Annotated in this window: 14 protein-coding genes, 1 pseudogene and 1 riboswitch; of the genes and pseudogenes, 8 read left to right on the top strand and 7 right to left on the bottom strand. The window is 39.5% G+C overall.

Annotated elements, in window-relative coordinates; translation table 11 throughout:
- Window positions 1-51: 51 nt before the first annotated feature.
- Together H8744_RS12095 and H8744_RS12090 are read right to left on the bottom strand one after the other, a co-directional pair.
- Window positions 52-1,395 carry an MATE family efflux transporter gene (locus tag H8744_RS12095; RefSeq protein ID WP_262435073.1) on the bottom strand — a complete coding sequence of 448 codons (1,344 nt, stop codon included), beginning with the start codon at window positions 1,393-1,395 and terminating at the stop codon, window positions 52-54.
- Window positions 1,396-1,611: 216 nt separating this feature from the next.
- The gene (locus H8744_RS12090) at window positions 1,612-4,671 is read right to left on the bottom strand and encodes a T9SS type A sorting domain-containing protein (RefSeq protein ID WP_262435072.1); all 3,060 of its coding nucleotides are present in this window, start codon (window positions 4,669-4,671) and stop codon (window positions 1,612-1,614) included.
- A 275-nt stretch (window positions 4,672-4,946) separates the two neighbouring features.
- A riboswitch (cobalamin riboswitch) is annotated at window positions 4,947-5,153 on the top strand.
- Window positions 5,154-5,216: 63 nt separating this feature from the next.
- Between H8744_RS12090 and H8744_RS18895 the strand changes: the two genes are divergently transcribed.
- The 6 genes and pseudogenes from H8744_RS18895 to tnaA all read left to right on the top strand — a co-directional run bounded on the left by H8744_RS18895 (window position 5,217) and on the right by tnaA (window position 10,429).
- The gene (locus tag H8744_RS18895) at window positions 5,217-5,444 is read left to right on the top strand and encodes a cysteine-rich CWC family protein (protein WP_305067369.1); all 228 of its coding nucleotides are present in this window, start codon (window positions 5,217-5,219) and stop codon (window positions 5,442-5,444) included.
- Window positions 5,445-5,637: 193 nt separating this feature from the next.
- Window positions 5,638-7,326, top strand: coding sequence for a putative transporter (locus H8744_RS12085; protein ID WP_262435071.1), 1,689 nt, complete (start codon window positions 5,638-5,640; stop codon window positions 7,324-7,326).
- Between the two features lie 134 nt (window positions 7,327-7,460).
- Window positions 7,461-7,697 (top strand): annotated as a pseudogene (locus tag H8744_RS12080) (threonine/serine exporter family protein); the annotation flags it as partial.
- Window positions 7,694-8,191 carry a threonine/serine exporter family protein gene (locus H8744_RS12075; protein WP_262435069.1) on the top strand — a complete coding sequence of 166 codons (498 nt, stop codon included), beginning with the start codon at window positions 7,694-7,696 and terminating at the stop codon, window positions 8,189-8,191. The pseudogene H8744_RS12080 and the gene H8744_RS12075, both read left to right, overlap by 4 nt.
- Entirely contained in the window at window positions 8,192-8,920 is a 729-nt protein-coding gene (locus tag H8744_RS12070; RefSeq protein WP_262435068.1) for a DUF6064 family protein, read from the top strand.
- 135 nt (window positions 8,921-9,055) lie between these two features.
- The gene (gene tnaA, locus H8744_RS12065; protein ID WP_262435067.1) at window positions 9,056-10,429 is read left to right on the top strand and encodes a tryptophanase TnaA; all 1,374 of its coding nucleotides are present in this window, start codon (window positions 9,056-9,058) and stop codon (window positions 10,427-10,429) included.
- Between the two features lie 52 nt (window positions 10,430-10,481).
- Here the strand turns inward: tnaA and H8744_RS12060 are convergent, their stop codons facing one another.
- The 4 genes from H8744_RS12060 to mutY all read right to left on the bottom strand — a co-directional run bounded on the left by H8744_RS12060 (window position 10,482) and on the right by mutY (window position 14,117).
- On the bottom strand, window positions 10,482-11,129 hold the full coding sequence (locus H8744_RS12060; protein ID WP_262435066.1) for a 4'-phosphopantetheinyl transferase family protein: 648 nt from the start codon (window positions 11,127-11,129) through the stop codon (window positions 10,482-10,484).
- A 5-nt stretch (window positions 11,130-11,134) separates the two neighbouring features.
- The gene (locus H8744_RS12055; protein ID WP_262435065.1) at window positions 11,135-12,472 is read right to left on the bottom strand and encodes a gliding motility-associated protein GldE; all 1,338 of its coding nucleotides are present in this window, start codon (window positions 12,470-12,472) and stop codon (window positions 11,135-11,137) included.
- 97 nt (window positions 12,473-12,569) lie between these two features.
- Window positions 12,570-13,013: a single-stranded DNA-binding protein gene (locus H8744_RS12050; RefSeq protein WP_262435064.1), complete on the bottom strand. Its 444-nt coding sequence runs from the start codon at window positions 13,011-13,013 to the stop codon at window positions 12,570-12,572.
- A gap of 63 nt (window positions 13,014-13,076) precedes the next feature.
- A complete protein-coding gene (gene mutY, locus H8744_RS12045) occupies window positions 13,077-14,117 on the bottom strand; it encodes an A/G-specific adenine glycosylase (protein ID WP_262435063.1) in 1,041 nt (346 codons plus the stop codon).
- Between the two features lie 208 nt (window positions 14,118-14,325).
- On the opposite strand from mutY, the gene H8744_RS12040 reads away from it, so the two are divergent.
- Window positions 14,326-14,601, top strand: a complete 276-nt coding sequence (locus H8744_RS12040) for an HU family DNA-binding protein (RefSeq protein WP_262435062.1) — start codon at window positions 14,326-14,328, stop codon at window positions 14,599-14,601.
- A 274-nt stretch (window positions 14,602-14,875) separates the two neighbouring features.
- Complete coding sequence (locus H8744_RS12030; protein ID WP_262435061.1) at window positions 14,876-16,450, top strand: Rne/Rng family ribonuclease; 1,575 nt, start codon at window positions 14,876-14,878, stop codon at window positions 16,448-16,450.
- Window positions 16,451-16,586: 136 nt separating this feature from the next.
- Here H8744_RS12030 and H8744_RS12025 read toward each other — a convergent pair whose 3' ends face one another.
- Window positions 16,587-18,482, bottom strand: a complete 1,896-nt coding sequence (locus tag H8744_RS12025; RefSeq protein WP_262435060.1) for an FG-GAP-like repeat-containing protein — start codon at window positions 18,480-18,482, stop codon at window positions 16,587-16,589.
- Between the last annotated feature and the right edge of the window lie 56 nt (window positions 18,483-18,538).

Here is an 18,538-nt window from a genome sequence, read left to right as displayed (position 1 = left end):
TGCCAGGCTCTTACTTTTTAATTATAAACTGAAAATGTAAAGTCAATATACTTATATCCGTTTTTCAATCCCCCGACGATACTTGTAATAGACTATCCCTATGAGATCTGCAAAAAACCAGCCGATAGGAATTGACCACCAAATGCCGTTGACACCGATGGACGGGATGCTGGCAAGCCAATAGGAAAGCACTACACGAATACCTAATGACACTACCGTGAGAATCACTGACATACCCGGCATCCGGATAGCCCGGTAATATCCATATAACAGGAATAAAATACCGATGCCGCAATAAAAAGAACCTTCAATACGCAGATAGTCGATCCCGACACTCAATATATCAGTTTCATACGAACGGACAAAAATCAACATGAGTGGCTTTGCGAATAAAAATACCAAAACAGAAATGATGAGGGAAAAAATAACTACCGTAATAAAAGCACTACGTACTCCCTTACGAATGCGGTCATATCGTTTTGCCCCATAATTCTGGGCAATAAAAGTTGAAAAGGCATTTCCAAATTCCTGTACCGGCATATAGGCGAAGGAGTCTATTTTAATGGCAGCAGCAAAAGCAGCCATGACTACCGTCCCGAAACTATTCACCAATCCTTGCACCATCAGAATCCCGAAATTCATGACAGACTGCTGAACACAAGTCAAAGTGGAAAAGGAGGTGATCTCTTTCAAACATTTACGGTCAAAACGTAAATCCTCCCTATGCAACCTAAGTTCAGGGCATCTTATATAAGTATATCCCATAATCCCTAAAGCAGATACACCTTGGGCAACGACCGTTGCAATGGCAGCCCCTTCTATCCCCCACCCCAATCGCAGAATGAAAAACAAATCCAAACCGATATTCAATACGACAGAAACCGCCAGAAACCAAAGTGGCGTCACCGCATCACCAACAGCACGCAACAGAGCCGCATAAAAATTATAAATAAAAGTAAAGGGTATACCGTAGAATATAATCCATAAATAATTATACATCATGGCATAAATATCCTGCGGCACTTGCAGAAGTCGGAGGATAGGATCCAACCAAAGGAAAGCAGCCAAGTTTAACAAGAATGTAACCGCACCGATAAGCAGAGAAGATACATAGATACTACGGTGCAAGGCTCCCATCTGCCCGGCACCATATTGAAGGGAGAAAACAGTGCCACTACCCATCGACAAGCCTAGCATTATGGATATAAGAAATACCATCAGCGTATAGGCTGACCCTACGGCAGCCAATGCACCTGCACCAATGAATTGCCCTACAATTAACGTATCTGCTATATTATAGCACTGTTGCAGGAACGAGCCTGCTATCATCGGTAAGGTAAAACGTAACAAGGTTCCGGTTATTCCTCCTTGTGTCAGATTTCCTTTTTGCAGCATTACTTTTTTACGACTTTTACTTTTTCTAAACCTTAAGTGTTTATCCGCTTCTTATCTCTGAACAGAGGAAGTGTCTCGGCAAAAGTAATACATAATCCGTGGAAATATAGCATATATCTTTTCTTATTTTCTTTCAGAAGATACTACCTACCAAAAGAGTGTGCCAAAACGTTGACACACTCTTCCAAACCTATATTCTGAAAACGATCACCTGCCTCATTTCTCAATCATAATCTTTTCTGTCTGTACCTTGTCACCGCTTTCGATTTTCAGGAAATAAACCCCGGCAGGGAAAGAAGATACCGGTATTACGTTTTCTGAAGTGGCGGTTACAACCTGACCATTGATATTCAGCAAAGTTGCCTTGACAAATTCGCCCGTAATGTTGATACGGTCTGTCACCGGATTAGGATAAATCCTTATGCCGTTATTCAAATCAAGATTACGGATAGAAGAAAGCTTGCCAATCGTAAAACGATCCGAAACATCGGAAACCGAGCCATCAAAATAATACGCGACCACTTCATAGTAACAATCGTCCATCGCTTCCGTATCGGTGAATCTCGATTGGCGTTTGTCTAACAATTGGTTACTGATTTTCTCACCATTTCTAAATACATTGTAAGCCAACATGTTATTATCCGGATTCATATCGGTTGTACTCGAAATAGATTCATCGGTAATATTAGCTGTAATGTCCCAACTGCAATATCCGCTCTGCTCCTGTCCTTCTATGGCTGCATAGTAATCAGACAGTTTCTGCCATGTCTTCCCTCCATCTTCGGAGTAAAGGTCGCTCTTTCCGGGTAAGAATTTCGATGTGGTCTGATAGGCAATCGGAATCTGCCGTTCATCGTAATCGAATATCTTCAACCCTACTTTCAGTTCTTTTTGTCCATCCACCGGAATAGGCTCATCCAATAGTACGGTATTATAATCATTGTATTTAATATCTTCCATTTGTTGCTCTCGGATCAGTTTTCCGTCTTCGAAAATAACAATAGAAGCATGGGTATCTTTTGAATCTTCTATATAGCTATGATTAATGAAGGCACTGACGGAGGTTATGTATTTTCCTTTATAAACAGCTAAATCTGTCGTATCGAATGAATTGGCCGCAATAAATTCCTTGCCTTCGTTTCCCACAGCCAATCCCATTGAATAATATTCGTTGATATGATTCAACTGGTATGCTCCAAACGAATTTTTCCAAATAAGGTTCACCTGTCTTGCATCGGTAATCTGTCCCGTCAAGCCTTCCGGAGCATCCTTTTCAGGAGTGGTTCCCACTTTAAACAGGTCGATGCTGTAATAATACTGGGCTACGCCTTGTCCATGCTTACGAAGTCTTACCTGGAATAACTTTCCTGCAACCCACTTCGACAAGTCCACAGTCTGCATGCTCCAATTGCTTTGAGGAAGGTCTTTGAACGACATTCCCTTGACTTCTTCCCAGTTCACGCCTTTATCTGACGAAACATCAATGCTCAAAGAATCTTTGTCCATTTGTTGGTTGTCGGAATTGATCAAACCATAAATGATAGCAAAAGAAAGAGTGACATGTTTCTCATTCTTCGCATCCATTGGCCGCGAAATTAACCCGGAAGAATAGGGAGCTTGAGTGGTGGGAGATGAATACAGACCATAATCATAGATTCCGTAGTAAGGAATAACTCCCCATGTATTGTCGATCATATCACCATAATATGGTTCTTTCGTCCAATAATTAGTTTCTAAAGACTGGGAATCGAAATCGTCAAAGAAAGGCAATTCATAAGTGTCGGGAACAGCCACTGCCACCGGATTGGATTTGGGCGATTCAACCTTAGAAGCATCGGCAGCTTGGAACACGCTAGCAATGGAGTATTCCGGAAATCCGGGAGTTGCATTTCGATGTCTATAAGTGAGTTCGAGGACATCTGCCGCAACGTTGTCAATCTTTTCTCCTCCACAGTAGACGTTATAAGACTCTAATTCCAATCCGTCATAAACCTGCTCGTCCTTGTTCCAAGTAAGAGTTACTTCTTTAAATTCCTGTGATTTTGCCTGCAATCCTTCTGGAGTAGCCGGGATTTTGACCGTACGGTACTCTGTTTGCAACATCCAGCATTCGGGCACTCCCCCCATGGCGACTACAACGTCGTTATTTCCCATAATAAAGGTCCCATCAGCTGAAATAGCACAAGGTGTTACTTTCGTTTTCTCTTCATATGCAAATGTAAAAGAGGGCTTGACTCCCTGGGCAAAAAGACTCATGAAATAGTCAAAACCGAGAATGCGATCCTCTTCATAAGAATACCAGAACGGTCGTTCATAGATTTCACCGGTAAAAAATGATCCATAACCAAACGAGCTAACAGCATTCCCATTATCGGCAACGGCAAGATCATCCGGAGAATGATAGGGTTCGAAGGGAATAATTTTCTTATATGATTTCTGCAGTACATCATAAACGCCTGGTTCGCTATTGCCAAAAATAAATCCAACAAATCTGCCATTCGGACTGACGGCACACGCCTTATTTTGTCCAGTCCCGTTGTATTGCACATCCTCTCCGACTCCTTCTATCAGATGGCATTCCCCATTTTGCCAATAAGCAGCAGCCTCATACATCGGAAACCAGATGACACCGGTAATGATACTTCCATCTGTAGACACATCGACGGCTTTACCTCCTACCGCATCCTGCGGGAGATTTAATTGGCTAAACGTCCACGCACCTGAGTCCGCTTGCTCCCACTTACATGGAAACATGTAGGTGGAATTCCCGATTCCTATATTTCCAACCACGGTCTTTCCGTCTCCCGATATTGCATTGGCAAAGCTCCCATCTTCAAAATAATTGAATTGTGAAAGTTCGTAACTGCCGAAACCCAAGGATGTACGGATGCCATCTTTCCAGACGGCAGCGACATTGATAGGAAAAGTGCGATCTCCGTCGAAATCGCTTACAGTAATAGTATATTCAGGATCTTTAAACGTACCTGATATTACTCCATCATTCGAGACATCCGCAAAAGATCCGCTTTTACCATAATCAGTCTCGTCATAATCCGTAATCCATTCCATGCTTCCGGTTTCGACATTGTACAAATAACTTTTCATATATATATTATATGCAAAGTACTGGCTACTTACCCCTACAACATATTTCCCGTTAGGTGACATACCCGTGCCTAATGAATTGGCACCTGTCGCGGTGAACGTCTTTTCTGCATGTACATTTGCTACACAAGCAAAGATACCCATAATTAAATAAAGTAATGTTTTTCTCATAATCTACACATTTTAGTTTATTGATTACCAAAGACAAATCTATGGTTTTATAAAGGAAAAAACAAACCGAACTCTCGCTGATTCACGAATTCGATACTATTTTTCGATTACAATTCTTTCTATCGTTTCAAATGCTACACTGTTTAGAAACTAAAAAATAAGCAAACATTAAAGCGACTATTGAAATATCCGATTTTTTAATACTTTTCCGATGCAGGAAAATATATAATCTTAGCTTTTTTCTTCTTCCCTATCCCATCTTATTATAAATTCTATTATCTTTGCCACGAATTGGTTTCAGATGCACAATTCTGTGATTTGAATTAAAAGGGAATCGGGTGTAAATCCCGAACAGTCCACGCTGCTGTGAAACTCTGCTAATATCTTGTAAAACACCTTTGCCACTGATGTGACATTTATACATTGGGAAGGCATCAAGATTAGGAGTCAGTCAGAAGACCTGCCATTCATTAAAGGCTGCTTTGGCTCGTGGGATTAGAAAAACAGTACGAAAAAATAAGTTAACTAAGTAATTAACATGAGGTATGCCTATAAAAAAGGTATGTCCGCGTTGCGGTGCGACATTTGATTGTTCGCATAATGATATTTCATCCTGTCATTGTGCTACTATAAATCTTGGTAAAAGTCCATGTACTTATATACAGAAGCACTATTCAGACTGTCTTTGTCATGACTGTTTGATTGAAATAAAAGCGAACTTCGACCATAGTGAATCCAACCTTTATTGCATAAAAAAGAAAGATGATGTTTAGCTGATAAAAATGCGGTAATATGCCGCTATAAAGGTTCGATGTGTGTGTATCCCTGTAGAAGTGATTTCTCCAGGGATACTTTTAGCAAACCGAAATTTATATGGATTTACATGGAAATATCATTAAATGATATTATGAACAAGCCATAAACAAAGATTTATAACTAATAAAACAAATCATAACTTTCAATAAAATGGAACTTTTAAGAAACCTTTTCGAAGGATTCCCCAATCTTTGGGGTGGTGGAGTAGCTCACTCCGTACTAATTTTGTCATTAGTGATTGCTTGCGGTATCATATTAGGCAAAATAAAAGTTGCAGGTATTTCATTAGGTGTTACCTGGATACTTTTCGTCGGTATAGTTTTCGGGCATTTTAATCTAAATTTAGATGAACATTTACTTCATTTTCTAAAAGAATTCGGATTGATTTTATTTGTATATTCCATTGGTTTACAAGTAGGTCCCGGCTTCTTTTCTGCTTTTAAAAAAGGGGGATTCACCTTAAACATGCTGGCTATAACAACCATTTTTCTGAGTATTGTCATTACCATAATTCTACATTTTACAACAGGTACTCCCATTACGACAATGGTCGGTATTTTATCAGGTGCTGTTACCAATACCCCGGGATTGGGAGCAGCTCAACAAGCGAATAGCGATATGAATGGCATAGATGCACCGGAAATAGCCATGGGGTATGCAGTTGCATATCCTTTAGGGGTAGTAGGTGCCATTTTTTCTTTATTGATACTAAAATATATACTGAATATCAATACTTCAAAAGAAGAAGCAGAAGCTGAAAAGGGTTTGGGACATTTACAAGAACTAACTGTGCGCCCCGTTTCAATTGAAATAAAAAATGAAGCTGTTGACGGAAAAAAAATTAAAGATATCCGTCCATTGGTAAACCGTAACTTTGTCATCTCACGTATCCGCTATCACGAAGGAAAGCAAGAGACCGAATTGGTAAATTCAGAAACAGCCCTGCACATTCATGATAAAATTCTGATTATCTCGAACCCGATAGATATTGAAGCCATTTCAGTATTCTTCGGCAAACAAATTGAGATGGAATGGGAACAACTGAATAAGAACCTGATTTCACGTCGTATCCTAATAACAAAACCAGAACTAAATGGGAAAATGCTTTCACAACTTAAAATACGCAACAATTTCGGAGCAAGTATTACTCGCATAAATCGTTCGGGTGTTGACCTTGTAGCGACACCCAATCTACAATTACAAATGGGGGATCGCGTTACCGTAGTAGGGAGCGAATTAGCAGTAAGCCACGCAGAAAAAGTGTTGGGTAATTCCATGAAACGATTGAACCAGCCTAACCTTATACCTATATTTATAGGTATTGCATTAGGATGTATCCTGGGAAGTATTCCATTCATGTTTCCCGGTATCCCTCAACCGGTAAAATTAGGTTTGGCAGGAGGTCCACTTATCGTATCTATACTAATCAGTCGTTTTGGTCCTCAATATAAAATGATTACTTATACAACCATGAGTGCAAATTTAATGGTAAGAGAGATAGGAATTTCATTATTCCTTGCCTGTGTAGGCTTAGGAGCTGGCAAAGAATTTATTGAGACAATAATAAATGAAGGAGGATATATATGGATTGCCTATGGTGTACTCATTACTGTAATTCCACTATTGTTGACAGGAATTATCGGGCGCTATGTATGTAAATTAAATTATTACACGCTTATAGGTGTATTATCCGGTGCAAATACCAACCCACCCGCCTTAGCCTATTCTAATGATCTTACATCCTGTGATGCACCGGCAGTCGGATATGCTACTGTATACCCTTTGGCCATGTTCTTACGTGTACTTACGGCACAACTACTTATTTTATGTTTAGGTTGAATTTCAATTTTTTGAACCATATCCCAACTGGAAACAATATCAAAATAGGAAAGGCGCATCAAGCATATTTTTTTATTTGAGTGCATTAAGTTGGGAAACGTATGATAATCATTTGTCACTATCCATATTATGGGGTTGCTTCACTATGCGCTTCTACTGCATTAATTTTCGACACGACATCAGAAATAGCACTTGCAACAAGTGTTCTTTATCTCGTACCGGGGGTACCTTTAATAAATGGTGTCATTGACATTGTCGAAGGTTATATTCTAACAGGATTTGCACGTTTAGTACAAGCTTCCTTACTGATAGTATGTATTGCTATCGGACTTTCATTCACTTTATTATTAGTCAAGGATAGTTTATTATGATAATTATAGATATTCTTTCAGACGGACTATTTGCAGCTGTAGCAGGTATTGGTTTTGGAGCTATTTCAGATCCCCCTTTGAGGGTTGTTAGAATTATCGGTTTACTAGCTGCAGTAGGCCATGCCTGTCGTTATTGCTTAATGTCGATCACTGAAATGGATATTGCAACCGGATCTTTAGCAGGAGCCTTAATCATTGGATTTGGTAGTATATGGCTCGGAAAAAAGGTTCGCAGTCCAATGATAGTTCTCTACATTCCTGCACTATTACCTATGATTCCCGGAAAGTTTGCTTATAACATGGTATTTTCTCAGATTATGTTTCTACAAAATGTAAATTCACCGATAGAAAGAACTAAATATATGGAAATGTTTTTTTCAAATACAATGGTAACATGTACCGTAGTATTTCTATTAGCTGTCGGAGCAACATTACCTATGTTTCTTTTTCCCCGACGTGCTTCATCTTTAACTAGAAATAAAACAATAAAATAAATGAATATATTTTGGAAAACGATTGGCTTATATAATTCAGCGACTTGGATTTATCAAATCATCATTGTATTATTTGGAATTTTATTGACTATAATGCTTTTACGCCGACCATATCCCTGGCTGAAAATTGGAATGAAATTATATTTGATAGCAATTTACCTATGGATTTCTATCGTTTATTATCATATTTATTGTGCTGAAAGAAGTTACAATAATGTGATGTCTGCCTTTTGGATAATTCTCGCTGTAGCATGGATATGGGACCTAGTCACAGGTTATACACAGTTTGACCGTAATCAAAAATACTCAAAATTAGCTTTTCTATTGCTATTAATGCCTTTTCTTTATCCTTTATCCTCTTGGTTAAGAGGATTGACTTTTCCTGAAATAACATCACCGGTCATGCCCTGTTCTGTGGTAATTTTTACAATCGGATTATTATTGTTATTCACTCGAAAAGTCAACCTATTTATTATTTTACTGTTATGTCATTGGTCTATGATCGGCTTATCAAAAACTTACTTTTTTAAAATTCCAGAAGATTTTCTATTAGCAAGTGCTTCTGTCCCCGCTTTATATCTATTTTTTAAAGAATATTATTTATGTAATCTAAATGATGAGACTAAGCCTAAAAATAAGTATATTAATTATCTGCTCATAACCCTTTGTATTGGGATTGCCATTGTGCTGATGGGAAGTATGTTCTTCCAACTAAGTCGTGATATCTGATTCTTTATATCCTAACTAGTTCGCAAACACAAAGTTTTCCTTTTTTTATTACCAAAATAACAAAAAGTCACTTTTTTATTGCACAAACCAAAGAAATACGTTAATTTCGTCGGATAAAATTAAATATCTAAGAACATGGAATTACCTTTTGCTGAATCATGGAAAATTAAAATGGTAGAGCCCATCCGCAAAAGCACCCGCCAAGAACGCGAGCAATGGATAAAGGAGGCACACTACAATGTATTTCAACTCAAAGCCGAGCAAGTTTATATCGACCTTATCACCGACTCAGGCACAGGTGCAATGAGCGATCGCCAATGGGCAGGAATGATGTTGGGTGATGAAAGTTATGCCGGTGCATCTTCTTTCTTCAAACTGAAAGACATGATCACCAAACTAACTGGTTTCGAATATGTCATCCCAACCCATCAGGGACGTGCTGCCGAAAATGTACTCTTCTCATATCTGGTACATGAAGGCGACATCGTACCGGGAAACTCTCATTTCGACACGACCAAAGGTCACATCGAAGGACGTAAAGCGATTGCTTTGGACTGCACCATCGATGAAGCCAAACAAACTCAACTCGAAATCCCCTTCAAGGGAAACGTAGACCCGAAAAAGCTGGAAAAAGCTCTGCAGGAACATGGCGACCGGATTCCTTTCATCATAGTTACCATTACTAACAACACAGCAGGCGGCCAGCCCGTCTCCATGCAAAACTTACGTGAAGTACGTGCCATTGCCGACAAATACCACAAACCGGTAGTATTCGACTCAGCACGCTTTGCAGAAAATGCATACTTCATCAAGACACGTGAAGAAGGTTATGCAGACAAATCTATCAAAGAAATCACTCGTGAAATGTTCAATCTGGCTGACGCAATGACAATGAGTGCCAAAAAAGACGGTATCGTCAACATGGGCGGCTTCATCGCAACACGTCTGAAAGAATGGTATGAGGGTGCTAAAGGTTTCTGCGTGCAATTCGAAGGCTATCTTACTTATGGTGGCATGAACGGCCGTGACATGAACGCACTAGCAATCGGATTGGATGAAAACACCGAATTCGATAATCTGGAAACCCGCATTCACCAAGTGCAATATCTTGCTAAGAAACTTGATGAATATGGCATACCTTACCAACGTCCTGCCGGTGGACACGCCATCTTCGTAGACGCACCGAAAGTTTTGACTTGTGTACCGAAAGAAGAATTCCCCGCACAGACACTAACCGTTGAACTTTACCTTGAAGCCGGTATCCGCGGATGTGAAATCGGTTATTTATTGGCAGACCGTGATCCGGTAACCCGCGAAAATCGTTTCGGTGGTCTTGACCTTTTACGCCTTGCTATTCCACGACGCGTATATACGGATAATCATATGGACGTGATTGCTGTTGCACTGAAAAACGTATATGAACGCAGGGAAAGCATCACCCGCGGTGTACGTATCGCTTGGGAAGCACCTCTGATGAGACACTTCACCGTACAATTAGAAAGATTATAATATAGATCATTCAATGAAGATGAGGTTGTGGCGCGGTGTCACAACCTCATTTTCAGTTTTTAGTAATTACATTATCTATCTGCCAAGTTAACACAAAATCGGGATGAAGTAAGTAATGTATCTCAAAATATCTTTTCAGCTCCGTTCTATATTCATATGCCAGAAATACTCCTCGCTCTTGGGGAATAAAAGGCTCTATTCGCAGATGCTCACGGAAATCCACTTCGGAAGCATCCATGCATTTAAACATGACCTCTTTAGCAGACCAATGGAGCAACAGACTCCAAGTATCATCTCCACGATAGGAATTAACAGGCTCGTCTTCGCGCATATATTTATGAGCCACCTTATGTACGCGTTTCGAATATTGTTCGATATCTATGCCTACCCCGGCAACTTCACTTAAAATTACAGCAACATATCCCTTCGTATGAGAAATACTAATGAACCGGGAACGATCCGCCAAATATGGCTTGCCGTTCGATTCATAACAAACTTCTTTGTGACTGCCCAATAAATGAAATAAAAGACAGCGAACCGATAGCCATTCTAATTTACGATGAGGCGCATTAAAACGTTGCAATTCCTTTTCATAATAGGCTCGCTCGGGAAGAATACTCAGTAAATCCTCAATGGTTTCTTCCATTTTCCAAATTCCCCATTTCAAGGATTTTCCAGAATGTTCTAAATAGACCGACATAATTATTATTCTTCCGATTCCGGCTCGTTGATAGTAAACTTAACCTTCAAAATACGGCGATTATCCATTTCAAGTACTTCAAACTCATAATTCATGTAAGAGACTTTCTCATGTAAAACAGGAAATTCCCCTTTTATCTCCAACAAAAGTCCTGCAAGTGTATCCGCATCACCGACAATCCGTTCAAAATCATCTTCATCCAGCTTTGTGATTTTAAAGAAGTCCGTCAACAAGGTCTTGGCTTCGAATACCCATGTATGATCATTCAATACGGCATAAGTACGTTCCTCATCATCATATTCATCATGAATCTCGCCTACAATTTCTTCAATAATATCTTCCATAGTGACAATGCCGGAAGTTCCCCCGAACTCATCGACTACGATAGCAATGTGAATCTTGTTTGCCTGAAAATCACGCAAAAGATCATCTATCATTTTTGTTTCGGGAACAAAATAAGCCGGACGGATCAACGATTGCCAACGGAAATTATCCCCTTTATTGACATGAGGCAATAAGTCTTTAATATAAAGTACTCCTTTTATGTTATCACGCGAACCTGCATACACCGGAATACGTGAATATGCATTATCGACAATGCATTTCATCACATCTTTAAAAGGGGTACGTATATCCAGATCTACGACATCCAGCCTGGAAGTCATAACTTCTTTGGCAGTTTCACCTCCAAAACGGATAATGCCTTCGAGGATATTGTTTTCATCCGAAAGTTCCGCTTTATCCGTCAACTCCAAAGCCTGTGAAAGTTCATCAACGGAAATGTTATGACTTTTACGAGTAAAACGTTTATTCAAGAAGGCAGTGGAATGCACCAATATGGTAGAAACAGGACGAAATATTTTACGCAAAACATATATAACGGGAGCTGCAAAACGACAGAAAGCCAAAGTCTTTTGCGCAGAGTATATCTTCGGCATGATCTCACCAAACAATAACAAAAGAAAGGTAAGAATAACCGTCATTATCAAGAATTCCGCAATAACCGAGGTAAATTTAAAAACCTGCATAAAGAAGAAATTGCAGAGCATGATAATTGTTACATTCACAAAATTATTAGTGATCAGTATAGTTGCCAAAAGGGTTTCGGAATTCCCTAAAAGGCTGCTGATTTTATAATCCGAAGGATGATTACGCTCTTCAATATCATTGAGATCGGAAGGTGATAACGAGAAAAAAGCTATTTCTGATGCAGAAGCGAAACCGGAAGCAAGCAAAAGCATACCGGCCAGAACAATGGCAACAATTGCCGAAAATGAAGGTGGAGTTATGGTAATACCATTAAAAACATCTGCCAATTGGCATAAATAAGCGTCTGGGTCCAAAATCTTGGTTTTTAGTTAAACAATAAATAAGGTCGGTAACCGGTAATTGACAATTGGCCTCCGTTAACAGTCAATCATCAATCGTCGATTTACCAACTTAAAACGGCAAATCATCTGCCGGATTATTCTGTATCGGGGTCACTGGAGATTGTTGAGGTTGTGCCGGAGTGACCGGTTGCTGAACAGACGAAACGCCCGATGATGCACTCTTCGGAGTAAGCATTTCCATATTATCTACGAAAATTTCAGTGATATATCGTTTGGCTCCTGTCTGGTCATCATAAGAGCGGGTTCTGATCTTTCCTTCAATATAGAGTTTATCTCCTTTATGAACATATTTCTCAGCCGTCTCTGCCAGCCCACGCCACAAAACCAAATTATGCCATTCGGTTCTCTCAGGCACTTGTGTCCCGTTAGCCAAAGTATATGCCCGGTCGGTAGTAGCCAAGGGGAAAGTAGCAACAGCAATCCCCGTATCCAGATATCTGACTTCCGGGTCTTTTCCGACATTTCCTAACAATATTACTTTATTTACTGACATATATTTCTATATTTAGATTATTCTGTGCCAAAATTAAACAGAAATACAACACAAAACAAATTTTTATACATATTTCTCCAGAAAGGCATGTATCAACCGGGGAACTGCATACTGCCCTAATTCCTCTGTCCGTACCTTTTGGAAAGAGGAAAAAGAAAGTGTATCCTCCGGCAAATTAACTTCGTAGAAATTAGCATAAAGTACCCGATGTGAAAGCACGTGTTTGACATCCCGGCAAACAGAATGAACCACCGGAGTCTCACCGCTTGCAAATAATTTAGTAAAATCAGGAAGAGCCAAAAACTCTTCTTCCGTAACCGATTCTACCGTTTCGATCAATGGCAGCTCAAACAGATTTTTCCATATATCATCCCCCGTCCTCTTATTGATAAAGGTATAGGTATTTGTATGCGCATATACATAATTTAAGTAGCGGTTGGTTGTTTTTGTTTTGTGCTGCTTCACCGGAAGCTTCATGACCAGTCCCTTTGACAATGCGATACAACTATCCGCCAACGGGCAAAACAGGCAGACCGGAGTCTGTGGAGTACACTGTAATGCTCCGAAATCCATAATAGCTTGATTATAAACAGCAGGACGAGATTTATCCATCATTTCACCGGCTAATACGGAAAAAAGTTTTTTCCCTTCTGTAGAATCGATAGGTGTCTCTATTCCCAAATACCTGGAAAGCACCCGGTAAACATTTCCATCAACAACTGCATAGGGCATATCATAAGCAAAGGAACAAATAGCTGCAGCCGTATACTCCCCTACTCCCTTCAAAGCCAATACTTCCGGATAAGTTTTCGGAAAGGCTCCATTCATGCTACGGGCAGCCGTATGCAGATTGCGCGCCCTGGAATAATATCCTAATCCCTGCCAGTATTTCATCACTTCATCTTCCTCAGCTTCAGCCAATGTTTTTACATCCGGAAACCGATTGATGAAACGCATAAAATAATCATATCCCTGTACTACGCGAGTTTGTTGAAGTATAATCTCCGATATCCATATTATATAAGGATCGGTAGATTCCCGCCAAGGCAGTTCCCGTTTATGTTCACTATACCAATCAATTAATATTTTGCTGAAATTATTCATTCTAAATTATTTAGGAACTGTTTTTGTTCTTATTATATACACTTATTTTATGGGCACAAAAATAGTTCTTTTTCAAGCTAACAAAACCTAAGGAGAGACTTTTTTATAAAAATGTTCAGAATATATTTTTTTGAGAGCTTAAAAAGCTATATATTTGCAGTCCAAAAAATTAGAAAGAACATAGTAATAATATTTTTTTTAAGGAAAAATGACTAAAGCAGATATTGTAAACGAAATTGCAAAGAACACCGGAATTGACAAAGTTGCAGTATTAACAACTGTAGAAGCCTTCATGGAGGCAGTAAAAGATTCTTTGGCGAAAGATGAGAATGTTTATCTTCGTGGGTTTGGTAGCTTCATAGTAAAGAAAAGGGCTCAGAAGACAGCTCGTAACATTTCTAAAAATACTACGATTATTATCCCTGAACATAATATTCCGGCATTCAAACCAGCCAAAACATTTACAATTTCAGTAAAGAAATAATAAACAAGAGTATTAACCATAAAATTTTGAAGCTATGCCAAGCGGAAAGAAGAAAAAAAGACATAAAATGTCTACGCACAAGCGTAAAAAAAGACTAAGAAAGAACAGACACAAAAGCAAAAAGTAATTTTTAGTCTGACTCTGGACAGAAATAAGGAACAAACTTGTGAAGCAAACGTCTTTCGAGTTTGTTCTTTGTTTAAATGCCCAGTTCATACGAACAATAATTAAACTCATTTGTTCATTTTTAAAAACAAATAATTAGGAAACAATTGTGACAAGCGAACTGGTAGTAGACGTACAGCCCAAAGAGGTTTCCATCGCTCTTCTTGAGGACAAGAGCTTGGTGGAACTTCAAAGTGAAGGAAGAAACATTTCCTTTTCAGTGGGCAATATGTATTTGGGCCGTGTCAAGAAATTGATGCCGGGACTAAATGCCTGCTTTGTGGACGTTGGTTACGAGAAAGACGCTTTCCTTCATTATTTAGACCTGGGTCCTCAATTCAATTCTCTCGAGAAGTTCGTAAAGCAAACTTTAAGTGACAAGAAAAAATTAAATCCTATTTCAAAAGCAACCCTGCTTCCCGACCTTGACAAAGACGGCACAATTGCCAACACATTAAAGGTAGGACAAGAAGTAGTGGTGCAAATCGTAAAGGAACCGATCTCTACCAAAGGGCCGAGACTGACATCCGAGCTTTCATTTGCCGGAAGATATCTCGTGTTGATTCCTTTCAACGATAAAGTTTCAGTTTCACAAAAAATTAAGTCAAGCGAAGAACGTGCCCGCCTCAAACAACTGCTGATGAGCATTAAACCGAAAAATTTCGGAGTTATTGTTCGTACCGTAGCCGAAGGAAAACGCGTTGCCGAACTTGATGGAGAACTTAAAGTTTTGCTTAAGCACTGGGAAGAAGCTATCACCAAAGTACAGAAAGCCACCAAATTTCCGACGTTGATTTATGAAGAAACAAGCCGTGCAGTAGGTCTATTGCGCGACCTCTTCAACCCTTCTTTTGAAAATATTTACGTCAACAACGAGGCGGTGTACAATGAAATCAAAGACTATGTCAGTCTCATCGCTCCGGAACGGGCCGAGATTGTAAAACTGTACAAAGGTCAGCTTCCTATTTACGACAATTTCGGTATCACCAAACAAATTAAATCATCGTTTGGTAAAACAGTATCCTACAAGAGTGGTGCCTACCTGATTATTGAGCACACTGAGGCGCTTCACGTAGTTGACGTGAACAGCGGTAACCGCACCAAGAATGCCAACGGGCAGGAAGGAAACGCACTCGAAGTAAATCTGGGAGCTGCAGACGAGCTGGCACGCCAGTTGAGGCTAAGAGATATGGGTGGTATCATTGTTGTAGACTTCATTGACATGAATGAAGCCGAAAACCGTCAGAAGCTTTACGAACGTATGTGCGCCAATATGCAGAAAGACAGAGCGCGCCATAATATTTTGCCGCTCAGCAAGTTTGGGTTGATGCAAATTACTAGGCAACGTGTACGTCCGGCTATGGACATTAACACAACCGAAACCTGTCCCACTTGCTTCGGCAAAGGAACCATCAAGTCGTCCATACTTTTTACGGATACGCTGGAGAGCAAAATTGATTATCTGGTCAATAAATTGAAGTTAAAGAAATTCTCGTTACACATCCACCCGTATATCGCCGCTTACATCAATCAGGGTATATTATCCTTGAAACGAAAGTGGCAAATGAAATACGGTTTTGGAATTAAGATTATTCCGAGTCAGAAACTCGCCTTCCTGGAATATGTATTCTACGATTCACATGGAGAAGAGATTGACATGAAGGAAGAAATCGAGATTAAGTAAAAAGAGAGAGGGTGCGCTGCCAAAACAGACGCACCCTCTACTTTTCTAAAACAACTTCTTACCTATAATAATTATATAAATCTTTAGTAAAATTGTAAAAGTTCAGCCAAGCCCATTATATTAAATTCTCTTTATCTTACTTCACTATAACCTTCTCAGTAATAGTTTGGTTTGAGGTAGTTATATTGACAAGATAAATTCCTTTTTTCAATCTGATAATTTCATTGTTCAATTCTCCCGTTCTAGCATATACATTAACGCCATCTATAGAATATACATTCACAGTACCGTCAATCATTTGAGTTGTTGAAATACGAATCACTTCTTTATCACCGAACACTTTGACAGTAGTAGCACTTGATTCCGTAATACCTGTTGAATTATAATTGACAAATTTGCCGGCAGCCTTGGCATTATCAATCGCCTGTACACCCCATGTATATTCTCCGGTTAAACCTGAAACTTTGTACAACACTCTTTTAGAAATCAAACCTGAAACTTCAGATACCTTCAAACGTCCGGTGGTCAGATCCGCAGGAACAGTCATTCTGACAACATCCCCTTGCTTTATATATAAATTGTATTTTAAAGCGGCCGAGGGAGTCGTGTCATCTTCCGGTGCATCCCAGGAGAACATTACGATACCATTGGAACCCGGGGAAACCTTTAGGTTAGTAGGAAGCCCTGGAGCCTGATTAGCTGTAATTCCATTCCCAAGTTCATTCTTCATCAAACGGGCATGCGAACCTTGGGCATCGGCATAACCTACAAGGAAAGCATCCAAGTTACCATCATTATCAAAATCAACAAAATTAGCCGTACCACCTCTTTGGGCGGCCTGATCTCCATATGCAAGCGGAGAAGCGGTAAACATAGGTGCTTCTGTACCACCACCATTATTCAAGTATATAGCATCGGCAGCATCCGTAGCATTCAAATAAAGTATATCACTGAAACCATCATTATTAGCATCACCGGCATCTAGAGAAACGGATTGTTTATTACCCGGTAAACCGGTCACAGCAGATGCATACGATGTGAATCCTTGGGCACCATTTACATACAGATCACCACGCCAGTTCCAACTGGCATCTTCATCCCATCTTACTCCGGCAACAGCAAAATCCAATTTGCCATTATTATCATAATCTAACCAAACAGCATTTCCTTCTTCTGTACCTTTGAATTCTATAGGTTCTGCAAAAGTGCCATCACCGTTATTCTTATAAACAGCCCCATTGTAGCTGCCATGATAACCATAATCAGCATCATATTTATCTGCATCTATACCTTCACCCGAAACTAAAAGGTCAACGAAACCATCACCGTCATAATCCGCCCATGCGGCACCTCCACCAGACAATTGAATGAATGGTTTGGCATCACCCGTACTCATTTTATTTTTGACAGGTTTGTCAATACGTTCGAAGCTCTCACCGTTTACATTGCGAAATAAGTATGCAATGCCTTTATTCTTATCTCCTCCTTCAGTACGTCCCTGTACATACAAATCTGTCCAACCATCACCATCATAGTCAGCTGCAATCACATAACGGTTAGATTTATTTCCATCACCATTATTAATCTGAGGGAAAGTTCCCATAAACACTTCTTCAAAACCAGCATCATTTCCTTTATTTTTCCAAAGTCCGGAATATAAAGAACCATCTTCTTTTTTACCTGCAAGAAACAAATCCAAATTGCCATCGTTGTTATAATCAAACCACGTTGCATTAGACGATCTCAAACCAGGAAAAGTCGTGGCTATTTTTGTAAAACTATTCCCCCCATTATTTTTAAAAAGTAAGGTTTGTACTCCTTCTGCCCCTACTCCCGACAGAAGTAGATCAAGATAACCGTCATTATCATAATCTCCCCATGCCGCAGCAGCTTCATAAAGCATTGGAAAATCAGAATTTTGTCCATCGATAACCACCGGAGTTTTCAACTCTGTAAATAACGGACTTTGTACTTGCGCTGAAAGTTGCGTAAGTCCTGCAAATGCAAACGCAAAAAAGTAATACTTTTTCATAATACGAAAATTTAATAATTAATTCATTCGTGATCTAATATCCTAAAAACAATCCT

The sequence above is a fragment of the Jilunia laotingensis genome, assembly GCF_014385165.1.
GTDB lineage: Bacteria > Bacteroidota > Bacteroidia > Bacteroidales > Bacteroidaceae > Bacteroides > Bacteroides laotingensis.
Note: the sequence above shows the minus strand (reverse complement) of the source record. Positions and strands in the feature narration are given on the sequence as shown.

Coding starts and splice junctions, on each gene's coding strand:
- H8744_RS12095 (WP_262435073.1), bottom strand. CDS start 1,395: ATGCTGCAAAAAGGAAATCTGACACAAGGAGGAATAACCGGAACCTTG.
- H8744_RS12090 (WP_262435072.1), bottom strand. CDS start 4,671: ATGAGAAAAACATTACTTTATTTAATTATGGGTATCTTTGCTTGTGTA.
- H8744_RS18895 (WP_305067369.1), top strand. CDS start 5,217: ATGCCTATAAAAAAGGTATGTCCGCGTTGCGGTGCGACATTTGATTGT.
- H8744_RS12085 (WP_262435071.1), top strand. CDS start 5,638: ATGGAACTTTTAAGAAACCTTTTCGAAGGATTCCCCAATCTTTGGGGT.
- H8744_RS12075 (WP_262435069.1), top strand. CDS start 7,694: ATGATAATTATAGATATTCTTTCAGACGGACTATTTGCAGCTGTAGCA.
- H8744_RS12070 (WP_262435068.1), top strand. CDS start 8,192: ATGAATATATTTTGGAAAACGATTGGCTTATATAATTCAGCGACTTGG.
- tnaA (WP_262435067.1), top strand. CDS start 9,056: ATGGAATTACCTTTTGCTGAATCATGGAAAATTAAAATGGTAGAGCCC.
- H8744_RS12060 (WP_262435066.1), bottom strand. CDS start 11,129: ATGTCGGTCTATTTAGAACATTCTGGAAAATCCTTGAAATGGGGAATT.
- H8744_RS12050 (WP_262435064.1), bottom strand. CDS start 13,013: ATGTCAGTAAATAAAGTAATATTGTTAGGAAATGTCGGAAAAGACCCG.
- mutY (WP_262435063.1), bottom strand. CDS start 14,117: ATGAATAATTTCAGCAAAATATTAATTGATTGGTATAGTGAACATAAA.
- H8744_RS12040 (WP_262435062.1), top strand. CDS start 14,326: ATGACTAAAGCAGATATTGTAAACGAAATTGCAAAGAACACCGGAATT.
- H8744_RS12025 (WP_262435060.1), bottom strand. CDS start 18,482: ATGAAAAAGTATTACTTTTTTGCGTTTGCATTTGCAGGACTTACGCAA.